We start from the raw sequence: 15,447 nt of genomic DNA, 5'->3' as shown, positions 1-15,447 counted from the left end.
CTGAACCCACACACAAACGCGGCACCTCGCGGTGCCGCCCGCACACCATGCTCGATTTGGCCCGCAAACGCATTGTCCTGGGAATGACCGGCGGCATCGCCTGCTACAAAATCGCGGAGCTGGTGCGACGCCTGACCGAGCAAGGCGCGGTGATCGACGTCGTCATGACCGAGGCGGCCACGCACTTCATCACGCCGGTCACGATGCAGGCGCTGTCGGGGCGTCCGGTGTTCGTGGATGCCTGGGATCCGCGCGTGCCCAACAACATGGCGCACATCGACCTCACCCGAGGCGCCGACGCCGTGCTGATCGCGCCCGCGAGCACCGATTTCATGGCCAAACTCGCGCATGGCCTGGCCGACGATCTGCTGTCCACGCTGTGCGTGGCGCGTGCCTGCCCGCTCCTGATCGCGCCGGCCATGAATCGCGAAATGTGGTCCAACCCCGCCACGCAACGTAACGCCGCGCAGCTCGTGGCCGACGGCATCACTCTGCTGGGACCGGCCTCGGGCGAACAGGCCTGTGGCGAAACCGGCAGTGGCCGCATGCTCGAACCGCATGAGCTGTTGGCCGACATGATCGCGTTTTTCCAGCCCAAGGTGCTCGCCGGCCGGCACGTGCTGCTCACCGCGGGTCCGACCTCCGAACCCGTGGATCCGGTGCGCGTGCTCACCAACCGCTCGTCGGGCAAGACTGGCTACGCGATCGCCCGCGCGGCGCGCGAAGCTGGCGCGCGCGTCACGATGATCAGCGGCGCCACCGCACTGGCCGTGCCGCGCGGCGTGACCGCTTTGCAGGTCATGACGGCGCGTCAGATGCATGACGCGGTGATGGCGAGCGCCATGGATGCCGACGTCTTCATCGGCGTGGCCGCGGTGGCCGACTGGCGCGTCAAGAACGTGAGCGATCACAAGATCAAGAAGACCAGCGAAGGCGGCGGCCAGCCGCAGATGGAATTCGAACCCAATCCCGACATCCTGGCCGAAGTCGCGCGCCTGCCGAACGGCCCTTGGTGCGTGGGCTTTGCCGCCGAGACCGAAAAGCTCGCCGAGCATGCCGAGGCCAAGCGTCTGCGCAAGGGCATCCCCCTGCTGGTCGGCAATCTGGCCCACAAGGTGATGGACGCCGACACGACCGAGCTCGTGTTGTTCGATGAGCAGGGCGTGCATGCCCTGCCGGCGGCGCCCAAGCTCGATGCCGCGCGTCGGCTGATCGCCGAGATCGCGGCTCGCCTGCCGCGCCAGTCGCGGCCCTGAACGACGCTTCAGGCCGGACGCGCCACGGGCTGGCCCGCGCCATCGCCATCGCGCCAGAGCCTCGCCAGCGCGCCCACCACCACGAGCGTCAGGACCAGGCGTCCGCCCAGCACGATCCAGCCATCGGCGCCCAGCGCCATCAGCAGGGCCGTGTCTTCGATCAACGAGTGCGACAGGGACAGCCACGACAAGGCCAGGAACCGCGTGCGCGCGGAGAGCCGCAGGCGCTCGGCTTCTTCGATGATGAGCGCACCGCCATACGACAGGCCGAGCAGCGTCCCCACCATCGTGACGGGCGCGACGCTGGCATCGAGCCCGACCCACTTGAGCACCGGCGTGAGCGCACGCGTGATGAGCGCCGTGAGCCCCGTGCGCGCCATCACATCCAGCAGCACCAGCAGGCCCAGGATCACGGCATAGGTCAGCAGCAGCGAGAAGGCCGTGGTGTGCACCCATTGCCATAGGGTGTAGTCAGCGGGATCCAGCGCGGTCTGTGAGCCCTGAAGCCATTGGAACGACATCGGTTCGGAGAGCCAGCCGCCCCAATGGCAAAACCACGATACGGCGCCGCCATAAAGCACCGCCGCGCCCAGGCGCAGGCCGGTGGTGGCCCAGAAGCTCGCGCCGGCCCGCCGCACGATGGCCTGCTCGATCGGAAGGCTGTGAGCAAACAGAATCATCGAGGCGAGCGCGCTGAACTGGCCCGCCGTCATGTCGAGTGTGCCGGCCAGGCCGATCAGCGCCGCGATCGCGCCATAGACGCCCACGAGCACGCTGGTGATCCAGATGATGCCGGCACCGGCGGGCAGGTTCAGCAGGCCCATCACCGGCCCGAATGCCTGACCCAGCGCCTCGATCCATCCCCAGCCACTGCGCCACCTGCACGAGGGCCATGATGGGCAGCATGATCTTGAGCAGCGCATAGAACATGCGACCGCTGCGTCGAAATAATTGGCAAAGGTAGGCCCACACGAGCAAAATGCTCCCGGTGCGAAAATAGAGGGACAAAGCATAGCCCCGATCAGGCACAATAGGACGGCAATTTATTGCCAGTTAGTAGCTCTCCGCGCGATGATGACTCATGCGCGGACAACAATATTGCGTAAATGACCCTTGATCCCATCGATCATCGAATTCTGAAGGTTCTGCAGCAGAACGCCGATCTACCCAACATCACGTTGGCGGAGCGCGTGGGGCTTTCGGCCTCCGCCTGCCTGCGGCGGGTTGCCCGTCTGAAGGAGGCGGGTGTGATCCGGCGCGTGGTGGCCCTGCTCGATCCGGCTCAGACCGGCCGGCCCCTGACGGCGATCGTGACGCTCGAATTCGCACGGCACGGCTCGGAGTTTCGCCGCTCCTTCATGGAGAAGATCAAGACCGAGCCTTCGGTCACTCAGTGCTACCTGGTCACCGGCGCGGTGTCGTGCGTGCTGATCGTGCACATGCGCGACATGGACGAGTACCTGGCCTTCGCAGATCGTCTGTTCGACCAGGACGAAAACGTCGAGGCGTTCTACACGCACATCGTGCTGCAGACGATCAAGAACGAACCGGGCGTGTTGCTGCCCGGCGAGGCCTGAGCCGCGCGCTCGCCTCCCCGCCGGGCGCCCCCTTGCCCCGCCAGCGCGGGCAGGCGCAATCCAGGCGTTACTGCCCGGTGCGCATTGCCCAATCCGCCAGCGGCAGGGGCGTGGCGGTATCCACGATCCGCGTGAGCAACTGACGCAGTTGATCGCCCGTGCCCCGCTCGCTGGGCCACCTCGACGGCACGACCGCGTGCCACTGGCCGTCGCGGCGCTCGCCCATCACGAAGCGGAACGTGTAATAGCCCGGCATGCCCATGCGCAGGTCGGTCACCACGAGCCTGTCGTCGATCGCGTCGAAGCGCAGCCAGCCGTTGGTGAACCACGCGAGGCGCTGCAACAGCGCATCGTCCGAAATCTGATCGCCCAAAGGCTTGCCGATCGGCTGCTCGAGCAACTGCGGGCCGTGCCGGTCGAACCAGCCGCTCACGCCTTCGTAGTAGGTGTCGGGGCCCGTCTGCGCAATCACCCGCCACAGCATGGTGTTGAAGGGCATCGGCGTTGCCAGCACGCGCGTGGGCGTGAGCCCCTGCGCGCGCAGCGCCTGCGTGACTTCCCGCTCGGCATGCCAACGGCCCACCAGACCCGTGCCGAGGTACACCGCGCCCCAGATCACGGTGATGGCAAGCACACGGCACAGCCGCGGCGTGGCGCCGAAGATCGCGGTCGCCAGCACCGCGCACAGCATCGGCACGGTATAGATAGGATCGATGATGAACACGGCCGACCAGCTTTCGGGCGTGGGCGTCAGCGGCCAGAAAAGCTGTGTGCCATATACGGTGAATGAATCGAGCACCGGATGCGTGATCAGCACCAGCCATAAGGTGAGGAACAGGCGTCCCGCGCCATACGGCGCCTTCGGCCATCGCCATCGGATGAGCGCCGTCAGGACGAGGGCCAGGGCCGTCAGCACGAACACCGAATGCGAGAAGCCCCGGTGAAACGTCATCATCGACACCGGGTCCGGGTAACGGATCAAGACGTCGAGATCGGGCAAGGTGCCCAGTAAGGCGCCATATACCAACGCCTTGCGGCCCTGCCGCGAACCGAGCAACGCGCCCTGTATGCCCGCGCCCAGCACGGCCTGTGTTACGGAATCCATCGATGGTCACACTCTTCGTTCGTCCAGCCCCGGCGGCCAGCTTATTGTCAGGCGTTAAGATACAGGATTGATTCTCGCGGATTCATTGCATGGACGCTTATATCGATCGAGTTGGCGTGTTCATCGAAGCCAACCAGGCCTGGGCAGGTGTCATCACCTTTTTTCTCACCATGGGCGAGTCGATGCTGGTGCTCGGCCTGTTCATTCCCGCGACCGCGCTGCTGCTTCTGACCGGCGGGCTCATCGGCGCCGGCACGCTGTCGGCCACCAGCATCCTGGCCTGGGGCGTGGCCGGGGCTGTCGTGGGCGACGCGCTGTCCTATTACATCGGCCGCTGGCTCGGACCGAGCTTCCTGCGCCGCTGGCCCTTGTCCACGCAACGCAGCGCCGTCGCGCGTGCGCGCCTGTTCTTCTATAAGTATGGTTTTGCGTCGGTGTTCTTCGGCCGCTTCCTGGGGCCGATCCGCTCGACGATCCCGACCGTGGCCGGCATCATGGGCATGAGCCACTGGCGCTTCCAGGTCGCCAATGTGCTGTCCGCGCTGGTCTGGATGCCGGTCATGCTGGCGCCCGGCTACCTGACCGCGCGCGGCCTCAGCACCGCCGAGAACGGCCAGGAGATCGGCATGGTGGTGGGCACCGTCGCCTCGGTCGGCGTGGGCGTCTGGCTGCTGCTCAACATGATGCGCAAGCGGCGCGCGGCGGGCGAGCGCCCGGCCAAGCGCGTGCGCAGCCACTGACAGGGAGATTCGATGGAACCGAAGAACGGCGATTTCGCGAAATATATCGAAGAGCTCTCGCGCAAAGGTGCGCGCGATGCCCTTGCGCGAGCGCCTGCTTCGGCATCGGCCTCGCCCGGTGCGGTCGACACGACGCCGACGCTGCCGCCCGACCCCGCCGACGCGCCGGGCGTGGTGCTGAGCCAGCGCAAGCTCAAGCGCGCCCCGCGCGTGGCGGTCGGCCATCCCACCGCCGCGGCCGACGCCGACGCCGCGAATACCCAGACGCTGGCACAGCGGGCCGACAACCAGCGCAGCGCGCGCGTCCAGATCCTGATCGGCTTCGTCACGGCCATGATTGCCCTGGTCGGGCTCGCCAGTGCCTTCGACCGGCAGCACGGTTACGCCGTGCCCGCCATCTGGGGCATCGTGTCCTTGTTCGCGTTCCGGCGTGCCGCCAAGGCCGCCGAGCGCGCTCGCCGGCCGCTACGCGAGCAACCGGCCTTCACGCCGCTGCGCAAGGCCTGACCCGCGCGGCAGTGCTAACATTCCCGCCCCGGCCCCGCCTCCTCTGGCGGGGCTCATTGTTTCTAGCCTGACCGGAGTTCCCGTGAGCCAGCCCCAAGCCGGATTGACGCCCATCCAAGCAGCCACGATGCTGAAGCTGCAAGATCAACTCAACGCAAAGATCAACCCCGACTGGGTCCACGGAGGCTCGCGGTTCCTGCGTGCCGCATTCGTGGAATCGGCAGAGGCGCTGGAGCACCACGGCTGGAAGTGGTGGAAAAAGCAGGTGCTGGACCTGCCGCAAGTGCAGATGGAATTGATCGACATCCTGCACTTCTATCTGTCGCACACCATCGTCGCCGCGAATGGCTCGACCGAAGCCGCCGCGCGTACGCTGGTCGACGATCTGGCCGGCCCGGCCAGCGTCACGCTGGACGGCCGCACCTACGACCTGAGCGCGCTGCCGGTACCCGATCTGCTCGAACTCATCGGCGGTCTGGCGGTGTGCCAGCGCGCCAGCTACAAGCTGCTCGAGTGCACCATGACCGCCTGCCAGCTGAGCTGGACCGAGGCGTTCAATCAGTACGTCTCGAAGAACGTGCTCAATATCTTCCGCCAGGACCACGGCTACAAGGAAGGCACGTATGTGAAGCTGTGGCAGGGCGAAGAAGACAACGTCGTCCTCGCCCGCCTGCTCGGCCAGCTCGACAGCAACCGGCCCGACTTCAGCGACGCCCTCTACGCGTCGCTGTCGCAGGCCTACGCGCAAGCGACGGCCTGAGGATCGCCGCGCTACGCCCGGCTCAACGCTGGGCGTGGCGCGTCTCGCCGAACAGCGCCGACAGCCCGCGCGGCTGCGAGCGCCAATACTGCGGCGGCGCGCTGACCTGCCCGCCGAGCTCGGCGGCCGCGTGCCAGGGCCAGCGCGGGTCGTACAACATGCCGCGCGCCAGCGCCACCATATCGGCGTCGCCGTTGGCGACGATGGCTTCGGCCTGCGCGGGCTCGGTGATCAGCCCGACGGCCATGGTCGGAAGCCCGGTCTCTTCCTTGATCTGACGCGCGAACGGCACCTGGTAGCCGGCCCCTAGCGTGATCTTCTGGCGCGGCGACACGCCGCCCGACGATACATCCGCGAAGGCACACCCGAGCGGCTTCAGCGCCTGCAGAAACTGCACCGTCTGGGCAGGATCCCAGCCGCCGTCGACCCAGTCGGTGGCCGAGACACGCACGCCCAGCACCGCGTGCGGGAGCGCGGCCCGCACCGCCTCGAACACCTCGATCGGAAAGCGCATGCGATTGGCCAGTGAACCGCCATAGGCGTCGTCGCGCTGATTCGCCAGCGGCGACAGGAACTGGTGCAGCAGATAGCCATGCGCGGCGTGGATCTCGATCACATCGAAACCCAGATGGTCGGCGCGCACCGCCGCCGCCACGAAGGCGTCGCGCACGCGCGCCAGGCCCGCGGCATCGAGCGCGCGCGGGGGCAGCTCCGTGTCGTTGTGCGGCACGGCCGAAGGCGCATCGGCCACCCAACCGCCCTCCTCCAGACGGAGTTGGCGACCGCCCTCCCAGGGACGCGTGCTCGATGACTTGCGGCCCGCATGGCCGAGCTGGATGCCGAGACGGATGGGCGCGTAGCGCCGGATGGCGGCCACCACTTTGCCCAGCGCCGCTTCGGTCGCGTCGTTGTACAGGCCCAGATCTCCCGGCGAGATCCGGCCACCCTCCTCCACCGCCGTCGCCTCCGTGAAGAGCAGGCCGGCGCCGGAAAGCGCGAGATGCCCGAGATGGATCATGTGCCAGTCGGTGGCGCAGCCGTTCTCGGCGGAGTACTCGCACATGGGCGCGATGACGATGCGGTTGGCCAGCTGGATCGAGCCCAGCGCCTGCGGCGTGAACAATTGACTCATTGGAAGTCCTTCGACGGGAGGTATCCAAGGAGCATAGCGCGCGGCCGGGTGCCGCGCAGCCCTGCCGCGCCGCCGCCGGCCGCCGGGTTTACTCCGCTTCGATCACGCTCTGCAGGAACTGCTGCGTGCGCGGCTCGCGCGGATTGGCGAACAGCGCCGAAGACTCCGCATCTTCGACGATGTTGCCGGCATCGAAGAACAGCGTGCGATCCGAGCTGCGTTCGGCAAACTTCATCTGGTGCGTGACGATGATCATCGTCATCGTCCGCTTCGCGGACAGATCGCGCAGGATCTGCAGAATGCCGCCCACCAGCTCCGGATCGAGCGCGGAGGTCACTTCGTCGAACAGCATGATGTCGGGGCGCATCGCCAGCGCTCGGGCAATGCCCACGCGCTGCTTCTGCCCGCCTGACAACTGAGCCGGGTGAGCATCGAGCTTGTCGCCCAGCCCCACCATCTCGAGGTACTCCTTGCCCCGCTGGATCGCCTCGTCACGATCCAGCCCCTGCACGTGGATCGGCGCCTCGATCACGTTGCCGAGCACGGTCATGTGCGGAAAGAGATTGAAGTGCTGAAAGACCATGCCGATCTTGGCGCGCACCTGGCGCACGTGGGCCGAATGCGGCTTCTGCAGGCGACCCTGCGCGTCGTGCCACATGGGCACGCCATCGATCTCGATCTCGCCATCGGTGGGCTGATCCAGCGTCATCAGCATGCGCAGCAACGTGGACTTGCCGGAGCCCGAGGGTCCGATGACGGACACGGTCTCGCCCGCCGGGATTTCCAGATCGATGCCGCGCAGCACCTCCAGTTCGCCGTAGCTCTTGCGCAGATTCTTCAAGCGGATACTCGCGCTCATCGCGTCCCTCCAAATACGATTCTCAGCCGGCCCTCGAGCCGGCGCACACCCCATGCCGCCACCAGGCTGAGCAGCAGGAAGAAGACGCCCACCATCGTCAGCGGTTCGATGTAGCGGAACGACGTCGATCCCAGGATCTTGCTCTGCTGCAACAGCTCCACCACCGTGATGGCGGAAAGCAGCGGCGTGTCCTTGAACATGGCCACCAGGTAATTGCCCAGCGCCGGCACCACAGGCGGAATCGCCTGCGGCAGCACGACGTCACGCAGAGTGCGCCAGGGCGTGAGGTTCAGCGCGGTGGCCGCCTCGAGCTGGCCGCGCGGCACCCCTTCGAGACCGGCACGGTAGACCTCGGAACAATAGGCCGCATAGTGCAGACCCAATGCCAGCACCCCGGTGGTCAGCGGCGACAGCGACACGCCCAGGTTGGGCAACACATAGAAAAGGAAGTACATCTGCACCAGCAACGGCGTGCTGCGGATGAACTCCACCAGGATGGCCGTGGGCCAGGAAACGAACACCAGCGGCGATCGGCGCAGCATGGCGAACACCAGCCCCAGCGTCACCGCCACCACCATGCCGAGCAGGGTGGCCTGCACCGTCACGATCAGCGCCGAACCGAGCGTGGGCAGGATGTCGGCCGCATAACTCCAGTCGAAAATGGGCTCGGTCATCGGATCCGGAACCTCCTCTCAAGCAAGCGGATACCGCCCGTGATCACCAAAGCCACAGCGAAGTACATGCCCAGTATCACCAGGAAGATCTCGGTGGTGCGCAGCGTTTCACCGCGCAGCAACTGCCCCCGGAACGTCAGGTCGGTGATGGTGATGAGCGAAACGAGCGCCGTGTTCTTCAGCAGCTCGATCAACAGGTTGCCGGTGGGCGGCAGCATTGCGGGAATGGCCTGGGGCAGGATGATGCGGCGCATCGTCTGCGCCGGCGTCATGTTCAGGGCGACCGCCGCTTCGCGCTGACCTCGGACCACCGCCTGGATGGCGCCGCGCACCACTTCAGCGCCGTAGGCGCCGGAGTTCGCGGCCAGCACCACGATGCCCACCAGCATCGCCGGCAATTTCACGCCGAACATGGGCAGCACGTAGAAGAACCAGAACAGCTGCACCAGCGCCGACGTGCCGCGGAACAGCTCGACGTAGCCGGTGGCGAGTCCGCGCACCCACAGGTGCGAGGACATCCGCCCCAGGCCGGCGAGCACGGCGATCGGAATCGCCAGCAACGCCGCGCCGGCCATGATGCGCAGCGTGACTTCCAGCCCCTCGAGGAGGGGTGGCATCAGGTTGAGGATGTCCATGGACCTCCTCCGGTCAGTTGGCGCCGCAAAGTTTGGCGGCCGTCACGTCGCCGGGCAACTCTGCTTCGGTGAAACCGAAGGGCTCGACCATCTTGGCGTGCTCCGGCGTGCCGATGACCTTCGCCAGCTCGGCATTGAACGCGTCCGCGAACGCCTGGTCTTCCTTGCGGAAGCCGTAGGCGCCGTAGCCACGCACGTCCTGGCCGTCGATGACCGGGTTGGTGAACGGCTCGGCCTTCTCGAGGCCGCTGCCGCCGTCGGCCTTGCGCAGCAGGTCATTGACCGTGAGCGAGGTGGCCGCGTAGGCATCGGCGCGGCCGGCCTGCACGCCGGCATAGGCGCTCACGGCGTCAGGAAACACGACCAGCTGGCCGGGCTTCACACCCGACTTGGCCGCGTAATCACCCTCGATCGCCCCGACCACCACGCCCAGCTTCAGGTCTTCCTGCTTGGCGGCATCGGCGTAGCTATGCAGATTCTTGGGATTGCCTTCCTTCACGAGGAAAGAGGCATCGACGCCGTAGGTCGGATTGGAAAACGCCACCTGCTGGCAGCGCTCGGGCGTCACGTACATGCCGGCGGCGATGATGTCGAAGCGTTTGGCCTGCAGGCCGGGAATCAGCGAGCCGAATTCGGTGAGCACACCCTCGACTTCGTTCACGCCCATCCGCTTGAGCACCTCGCGCGCCACCTCGACCGATTCGCCCGTCACGGCCGCCTTCTGGCTGTCCATGAACGCATACGGCGCCTCGTTCGCATAGCCGATACGGATCTTGCCCGCGGCCTTGGCGGCCGCCAGCGTGTCCTGGGCGCCGGTCTGCTTCTCCGTCTGGGGCGCGGGCGTGGCGCCGCTCCCCTTATCCGAGTCCGAGCAGCCGGCCAGCAGTCCGGCGCCGACGAAAGCAGCGCCCAGGGTGGCGGTCCGAAGCATGCGCAGCATCATTGTTTTCTCCCCAAATCGTATGTTGCAGAAAGGATTCGATCAAAATCTTACGCGAATAAATCATTCGTATACGAATCAAATTCCAACAAAAAGGGGCAGGATCGCTCCTGCCCCTGGGGAAACCGGGAAAACCGACCGGAAATGTAACTTTTTAATTCTGGCCGGCGTAGCCGAATTTGCCGTCCCGCACCACGCCCATGACACGGGCACGCTCGTCGAAGCCCTGGTGATTCTGGGCGGAAATGTTGAGCACGCCGTTGGGCACGATCAGATCGCGCGTGTTCTCGAGCGCGTCGCGCAGCGCCTTGCGAAACTCCGGCGTGCCCGGCTTGGCGCCGGTTTTCAGCGCGCGGGTGACCGCCGAATCGAGCAGCATCCAGGCGCCGTAGGCATCCCCGGCGAACTGCGTGAGGGTGTTGGCGCCATACTGAGCCTCGTATTTGTCGGCGAAAGCGAGCGCCACCGGCTTGACCGGGTTGCTGTCAGGCAGCTCCCGCGCGACGACGCCCGGGCCGGTCGGGAAGAGCGTGCCCTCCACGTCCTTGCCACCCACCTGAAGGAATTCCAGCGTGCCGATGCCGTGGGTCTGGTAGATGGCGCCCTTGTAACCACGCTCGTGCAGCGTCTTCTGGGGCAAGGCCGCAGGCGTGCCGGAGCCGGCGATCAGCACGGCGTCCGGTTTGGCGGCCATCACCTTGAGTACCTGGCCCATGACCGACGCATCGGTGCGCTGGAAGCGCTCCTGCGCGACCACCTTCAGGTCCTTGCCCGCAATAGCGTCGAACTCCTTCCACCAGGAATCGCCGTAGGAATCGGCGAAGCCGATGAAGGCGACGTTGCGATAGCCCTTCTTCTTCATGTCTTCGACGATCGCCGACGCCATGAGCGAGTCGTTCTGCGGCATCTTGAAGGCCCACGCGCGCTTGGGATCGGAGGCCGGCTCCACGATCACGGCCGACGCGGCGAGCGCCACCATCGGCGTGCCGGTTTCGGCCAGCACGTCGAGCGCGGCCAGTGCCGATGCGGTGATGTTCGGTCCCACGATCGCGTCGACCTTGTCTTCGGCCGTCAGCTTGCGGATGTTCTTGACCGCGCGGCTCACGTCGGTGCCGTCGTCGAGCACGACATAACGCGCGGGCTGGCCGCCCAGCGTCGCGGGCCAGAGGCGAATGGCATTGTTGGTCTGGATGCCGATCGCCGCGGCCGGGCCGGTGGTCGAAACATCCACGCCGATCACGATCTCGGCCGCGGCCGAGCCGGCCATCGTGGTGGCCAGAATCATGGCAGCGGCGCGCTGGGTCAGGAATTTCATGTGGGAACCTGCAGTAGAAAGAAAAGCGGTGGGCGCGGGGCGCCCGGACCGCGGTATTTTGCCCTAAGCGCCGGCGGTCGCGTTCACGCGTTCACGCGTTCACGCGCTCGTAGACCAGCGCGGCCAGCGCAAGATCCTCGAGCGCGCTGCCCACGGCCTTGAACACGGTAATGGCCGCGTCGCTCTCCCTGCCCGGCACGCGCTGCGCCGCCAGGTCGAACAGCGTGCCGCGGATGGCATCACGGGCCAGCGTGCCGGCTTCGAACGCGGCCAGCAGATCCCCCGACTTGGTCGGCGCCTCGTCGGTATCGACGTACACCGCATTGTCGCGGAAGCAATCCGGATCCGTTTCCTTCATGTCGGGTTTGAAGCTGCCGATCAGATCCAGGTGCGTGCCCGGACGCAGCCATTCGCCCCGCACCAGCGGCTCGGTTGACAGGGTCGCGCAGCTCACGATATCGGCCTGCCGGACCGCCGCCTCGAGGTCGGTGACGGCCTCGGCGGCGTAGCCCTGCGCTCGCAGCGCCTGAGCCAGCCGCTCGGCGCCGGGCGCCCGGACGTTCCACACCAGCACGCGCTCGATCGGACGCACCGCCCGCATGGCCGGCGCCACCAGGCTGGCGATCCGGCCCGAGCCGAGGATCAGCAAGGTGCGGGCATCCGGGCGAGCCAGATAATCGGCCCCCAGCGCCGCGGCGCCAGCGGTGCGGTAGGCGGTGACGATATCGCCGTCCACGCTGGCCAGCGGCACGCCCGTGCGTGCGCTGTAAAGCGTGTAGGTGGCATGCAGCCCCGGCAGGCCGTCGTGCGTGTTCTCCGGAAAGATATTGATGACCTTGACGCCGAAATAGCCCGCGGCGTTCCAGGCCGGCATGATGAGCGACGTGCCCTGCCGCCCCTGCGATTCGATGGCATGCACGTGCCTTGCGGGCACGACGTAGCCACCCTGGAAAGCCGATCGCAGCGCCGGAATCACGGCGTCGAAAGACAAGGCGCCCTGCGTGGCGGCGGTATCGATCACTTGCATGCGGAACTCTCCCTGTGATGGCCAGCGGCAGCGTGCGTCGTCGCACGGGCCGCGCGGTGCCCTTCGGACCGTGCCCGCATTATCACCGCAAGCCCGCCCGCGGCCGCTCACGCCTGGACACACGACAGTCAGCCGCGAGCGAATATGATGAAACAGCCATCGCGGCGGCCGGCCCGGCCGGTGCGCCGCTATCCCGCGCCCTCGCGCGCGCATCCCTCCAGGAGTAAGACTCATGAAGAAATCCGCATCCGCCGTCTGGAAAGGCGATCTCAAGACTGGCAAAGGCACGATCTCGACGCAGAGCGGCGCGCTGAAGGAGCAGCCTTACGGCTTCAATACCCGCTTCGAGGATGCGCCGGGCACCAACCCCGAAGAACTGATCGGCGCGGCCCATGCCGGCTGCTTCTCGATGGCGTTGTCCAATGTGCTGGGCGAAGCCGGACTGGTGGCGGACCGCATTTCCACCTCCGCCGTGGTCACCCTCGACAAGTCGGATGACGGTTTCTCGATCACCGCCGTGCACCTGACCGTCGAGGCCGTCATTCCCAACGCGGACGACAAGGCGTTCCAGGACGCGGCGGCCAAGGCCAAGGCCGGCTGCCCGGTGTCGAAGGTGCTGAACGCCAAGATCACCATGGACGCCACGCTGAAGCAGTAAGTCAGCGGCAAGGCGGCCGGCGCCTGGCTCGCGCCACGTCGGCCGCAAAATGCATCAGGCCAGCCTCGCGGCTGGCCTGAGTCAGATCGTCGTGTACGCCGCGCGAGGCGGCGCCGCGATCAACGCCGATACGCCGAAATGACGGGATGCTGGCGGCGGCCGGCATCCATGGCGTGCAGCACATCGCCGACGAAACCCAATGCCCCGGCGGCGCCAGCGCGCCAGCGTTGCCAGCCTTGGGAAGGGGAAAGTCGGGTCCGGCGCGACGCCGGTTTGCTGCGAGTCACATCGCCCATCATGCTCTCCTTGAGAAAAGGCGCTTGGAGACTGCGAGGCTTTCAACTGCCTGCAAGCTCATCCTATGCCTGGCGATGTTGCGCTGCAATAACTTTTATTGGGCATGGCACAAATAGATGTGTCAACCCGGGAAAACGTTGTGTTCTCGCACGAATCCTCCCCTGACCGGGCCGGACCGAGGGCCGCGGCGCATGGACGCCGCCCCCGGCGCGCCGGCGGTCAGGCCTGGTCGAGGATGTCGAGATCGACCGGCAGCGCACGGTTGAGCGCCGTGGCCACCTTGACGCGCAGCGCGTTCGAGTGCGCGCGCCGTACCTCGCGTTTGACGTCGAGCAACTGCTGCGGGTGCATCGAGAATTCGGTGAGGCCCAGGCCCAGCAACAGCCGGGTCAGCCGGGCGTCTCCCGCCATCTCGCCGCAGACCGCCACCGGTATGCCCGCGCGCTCGCCGGCGTTGATCGTGTTGGCGATCAGGCGCAACACCGCCGGATGCAGCGGATCGTAGAGCTCGGATACGTCGTGGTCGCCGCGGTCGATCGCCAGCGTGTACTGGATCAGATCGTTGGTGCCGATGGAGAGGAAGTCGAGCGCCTGCGCGAAAGGCTCGATCGCGATCGCGATCGCGGGGATCTCGACCATCGCGCCCACTTCGATGTGCTCGGCATAGGCCTGCCCGCGCGCGTCGAGCTCGCGGCGCGCCGCTTCGATGGCGGCGAACGTGGCCTTGACCTCGTGCATGTGCGCGATCATGGGCACCAGCAAGCGCACCGTACCGTGGGCCGAGGCCCGCAGGATGGCGCGCAGCTGAGTGGCGAACATCTCCGGACGTGCGAGGCAGTAGCGGATCGCGCGCTGACCCAGCGCCGGGTTGGTGGCAACGGTGGCCTCGCCATCGAGCGTCTTGTCGGAGCCGATGTCGAGCGTACGGATGGTGACCGGACGGCCGGCCATGACCTTCACGACCGAAGCGTAGGCCTCGTATTGCTCTTCTTCGCCCGGCAGATCGGGGCGGCCCATGAAGAGAAATTCGCTGCGGAACAGCCCGATCCCTTCGGCGCCCGAGGCCAGCGCCAGGCTGGCCTCTTCGGGGAGCTCGATGTTGGCATGGAGCACGACGTCGATGCCGTCGAGGGTGACGGAGGGCTCGTCGCGCAGCAGGGCCAGGGTGGCGCGCTCCTCGGCGTAGGCGCGCTGCCGCGCGCGGTACTCCTGAAGAATGCGGCGCGATGGATTCACGACCACTACACCGGCGGCACCATCCACGATCAGCATGTCGCCGTCGTGCACGAGCTCGCGCACATTGCCCATGGCGACCACGGCGGGCACGCCCATGCTGCGCGCCACGATGGCCGTGTGCGAGGTGGGCCCGCCCAGATCCGTGACGAAGGCCGCGAAACGGCCGCCGCGCAGCCGCAGCATGTCGGCCGGCGAGATATCGTGCGCCACGACCACCAGCGGGTCGTCGCCGTCGACATCCGCCCCATCGGGCAGGATGGCCGACGTGCCGGCCAGCACATGGAGCACCCGCTCGATCACCTGCCGCACGTCGCCGCCGCGCTCACGGAGATATTCGTCTTCCATGGCGTCGAACTGCTCGCCGAGCAACTGGCCCTGCGCGGTCAATGCCCATTCGGCGTTGTACAGACGCTCGGCGATCATGGCCTGCGCCTGCTCGGCCAGCAGCGGGTCGCCCATCAGCAGGCTGTGCACGTTGAGCATGGCGCCCAGCTCGCGCGGCGCGTCGTCCGGCAGGTTGTCGGCCAGCTCCATGAGCTCGGCCTGCGCCTGCAGCAGCGCCTGGGACAAGCGCTGCGTTTCCTTGGCGACGTCCTCGGGGGCAATGCGATAGTGCGCCACTTCGAGGGCAGCCGCCCCCATCACGACGGCGCGGCCGATGGCGAAGCCTCGGGCCACGCCTTTGCCGAACAAAGAAATAACGGGGCTGGCGCAGCCAGCCCCGTCGGG

17 protein-coding genes are annotated in these 15,447 nt (G+C 66.9%); 6 read left to right on the top strand and 11 right to left on the bottom strand.

Going from position 1 to position 15,447, the window contains the following annotated elements:
- Positions 1 to 47: 47 nt before the first annotated feature.
- Positions 48 to 1,256, top strand: a complete 1,209-nt coding sequence (coaBC, locus tag CEK29_RS07820; protein WP_094799020.1) for a bifunctional phosphopantothenoylcysteine decarboxylase/phosphopantothenate--cysteine ligase CoaBC — start codon at positions 48 to 50, stop codon at positions 1,254 to 1,256.
- A gap of 8 nt (positions 1,257 to 1,264) precedes the next feature.
- On the opposite strand, the gene CEK29_RS07815 is transcribed toward coaBC, so the two are convergent.
- Positions 1,265 to 2,080, bottom strand: coding sequence for a hypothetical protein (locus CEK29_RS07815; RefSeq protein WP_255176096.1), 816 nt, complete (start codon positions 2,078 to 2,080; stop codon positions 1,265 to 1,267).
- Between the two features lie 282 nt (positions 2,081 to 2,362).
- On the opposite strand from CEK29_RS07815, the gene CEK29_RS07810 reads away from it, so the two are divergent.
- On the top strand, positions 2,363 to 2,833 hold the full coding sequence (locus CEK29_RS07810; RefSeq protein WP_094799018.1) for an Lrp/AsnC family transcriptional regulator: 471 nt from the start codon (positions 2,363 to 2,365) through the stop codon (positions 2,831 to 2,833).
- A gap of 67 nt (positions 2,834 to 2,900) precedes the next feature.
- Here the strand turns inward: CEK29_RS07810 and CEK29_RS07805 are convergent, their stop codons facing one another.
- Positions 2,901 to 3,938, bottom strand: coding sequence for a metal-dependent hydrolase (locus tag CEK29_RS07805; protein WP_094857756.1), 1,038 nt, complete (start codon positions 3,936 to 3,938; stop codon positions 2,901 to 2,903).
- An 89-nt stretch (positions 3,939 to 4,027) separates the two neighbouring features.
- Between CEK29_RS07805 and CEK29_RS07800 the strand changes: the two genes are divergently transcribed.
- The 3 genes from CEK29_RS07800 (at position 4,028) to CEK29_RS07790 (ending at position 5,945) form a co-directional block, all read left to right on the top strand.
- A complete protein-coding gene (locus CEK29_RS07800; RefSeq protein WP_094799016.1) occupies positions 4,028 to 4,678 on the top strand; it encodes a DedA family protein in 651 nt (216 codons plus the stop codon).
- A 12-nt stretch (positions 4,679 to 4,690) separates the two neighbouring features.
- Complete coding sequence (locus CEK29_RS07795) at positions 4,691 to 5,185, top strand: hypothetical protein (RefSeq protein ID WP_094799015.1); 495 nt, start codon at positions 4,691 to 4,693, stop codon at positions 5,183 to 5,185.
- Positions 5,186 to 5,312: 127 nt separating this feature from the next.
- Positions 5,313 to 5,945 carry a dUTPase gene (locus tag CEK29_RS07790; protein ID WP_176456874.1) on the top strand — a complete coding sequence of 211 codons (633 nt, stop codon included), beginning with the start codon at positions 5,313 to 5,315 and terminating at the stop codon, positions 5,943 to 5,945.
- A gap of 22 nt (positions 5,946 to 5,967) precedes the next feature.
- Here CEK29_RS07790 and CEK29_RS07785 read toward each other — a convergent pair whose 3' ends face one another.
- The 7 genes from CEK29_RS07785 to CEK29_RS07755 all read right to left on the bottom strand — a co-directional run bounded on the left by CEK29_RS07785 (position 5,968) and on the right by CEK29_RS07755 (position 12,527).
- Positions 5,968 to 7,077 (bottom strand): NADH:flavin oxidoreductase/NADH oxidase, encoded by a 1,110-nt coding sequence (locus tag CEK29_RS07785; protein ID WP_094857754.1) that lies wholly within the window; start codon positions 7,075 to 7,077, stop codon positions 5,968 to 5,970.
- A gap of 88 nt (positions 7,078 to 7,165) precedes the next feature.
- A complete protein-coding gene (locus CEK29_RS07780; protein WP_094799012.1) occupies positions 7,166 to 7,936 on the bottom strand; it encodes an amino acid ABC transporter ATP-binding protein in 771 nt (256 codons plus the stop codon).
- Positions 7,933 to 8,610 (bottom strand): ectoine/hydroxyectoine ABC transporter permease subunit EhuD, encoded by a 678-nt coding sequence (gene ehuD, locus CEK29_RS07775; protein ID WP_094799011.1) that lies wholly within the window; start codon positions 8,608 to 8,610, stop codon positions 7,933 to 7,935. Before ehuD ends, CEK29_RS07780 begins: the two co-directional genes overlap by 4 nt.
- Complete coding sequence (ehuC, locus tag CEK29_RS07770; protein WP_094799010.1) at positions 8,607 to 9,245, bottom strand: ectoine/hydroxyectoine ABC transporter permease subunit EhuC; 639 nt, start codon at positions 9,243 to 9,245, stop codon at positions 8,607 to 8,609. The genes ehuD and ehuC overlap by 4 nt, the downstream gene beginning before the upstream one ends.
- Before the next feature lie 13 nt (positions 9,246 to 9,258).
- Entirely contained in the window at positions 9,259 to 10,188 is a 930-nt protein-coding gene (ehuB, locus tag CEK29_RS07765) for an ectoine/hydroxyectoine ABC transporter substrate-binding protein EhuB (RefSeq protein ID WP_432759227.1), read from the bottom strand.
- Between the two features lie 151 nt (positions 10,189 to 10,339).
- Positions 10,340 to 11,500: an ABC transporter substrate-binding protein gene (locus CEK29_RS07760; protein WP_094857753.1), complete on the bottom strand. Its 1,161-nt coding sequence runs from the start codon at positions 11,498 to 11,500 to the stop codon at positions 10,340 to 10,342.
- A gap of 91 nt (positions 11,501 to 11,591) precedes the next feature.
- Positions 11,592 to 12,527 carry an ornithine cyclodeaminase family protein gene (locus CEK29_RS07755; RefSeq protein ID WP_094857752.1) on the bottom strand — a complete coding sequence of 312 codons (936 nt, stop codon included), beginning with the start codon at positions 12,525 to 12,527 and terminating at the stop codon, positions 11,592 to 11,594.
- Positions 12,528 to 12,759: 232 nt separating this feature from the next.
- Here CEK29_RS07755 and CEK29_RS07750 point away from each other — a divergent pair, with 232 nt between their 5' ends.
- Positions 12,760 to 13,185, top strand: a complete 426-nt coding sequence (locus tag CEK29_RS07750; RefSeq protein WP_094799007.1) for an OsmC family protein — start codon at positions 12,760 to 12,762, stop codon at positions 13,183 to 13,185.
- Between the two features lie 119 nt (positions 13,186 to 13,304).
- On the opposite strand, the gene CEK29_RS23640 is transcribed toward CEK29_RS07750, so the two are convergent.
- Both CEK29_RS23640 and ptsP read right to left on the bottom strand, forming a co-directional pair.
- Positions 13,305 to 13,484, bottom strand: a complete 180-nt coding sequence (locus CEK29_RS23640; protein ID WP_141217892.1) for a hypothetical protein — start codon at positions 13,482 to 13,484, stop codon at positions 13,305 to 13,307.
- A gap of 217 nt (positions 13,485 to 13,701) precedes the next feature.
- Positions 13,702 to 15,396: a phosphoenolpyruvate--protein phosphotransferase gene (gene ptsP, locus CEK29_RS07745; RefSeq protein WP_094799444.1), complete on the bottom strand. Its 1,695-nt coding sequence runs from the start codon at positions 15,394 to 15,396 to the stop codon at positions 13,702 to 13,704.
- Positions 15,397 to 15,447: the final 51 nt, after the last annotated feature.

It is taken from the genome of Bordetella genomosp. 5, assembly GCF_002261475.1.
Classification (GTDB): Bacteria; Pseudomonadota; Gammaproteobacteria; order Burkholderiales; family Burkholderiaceae_B; genus Bordetella.
The sequence above is the reverse complement of the archived record's forward strand: the minus strand, read 5'-3'. Positions and strand labels throughout refer to the sequence as shown.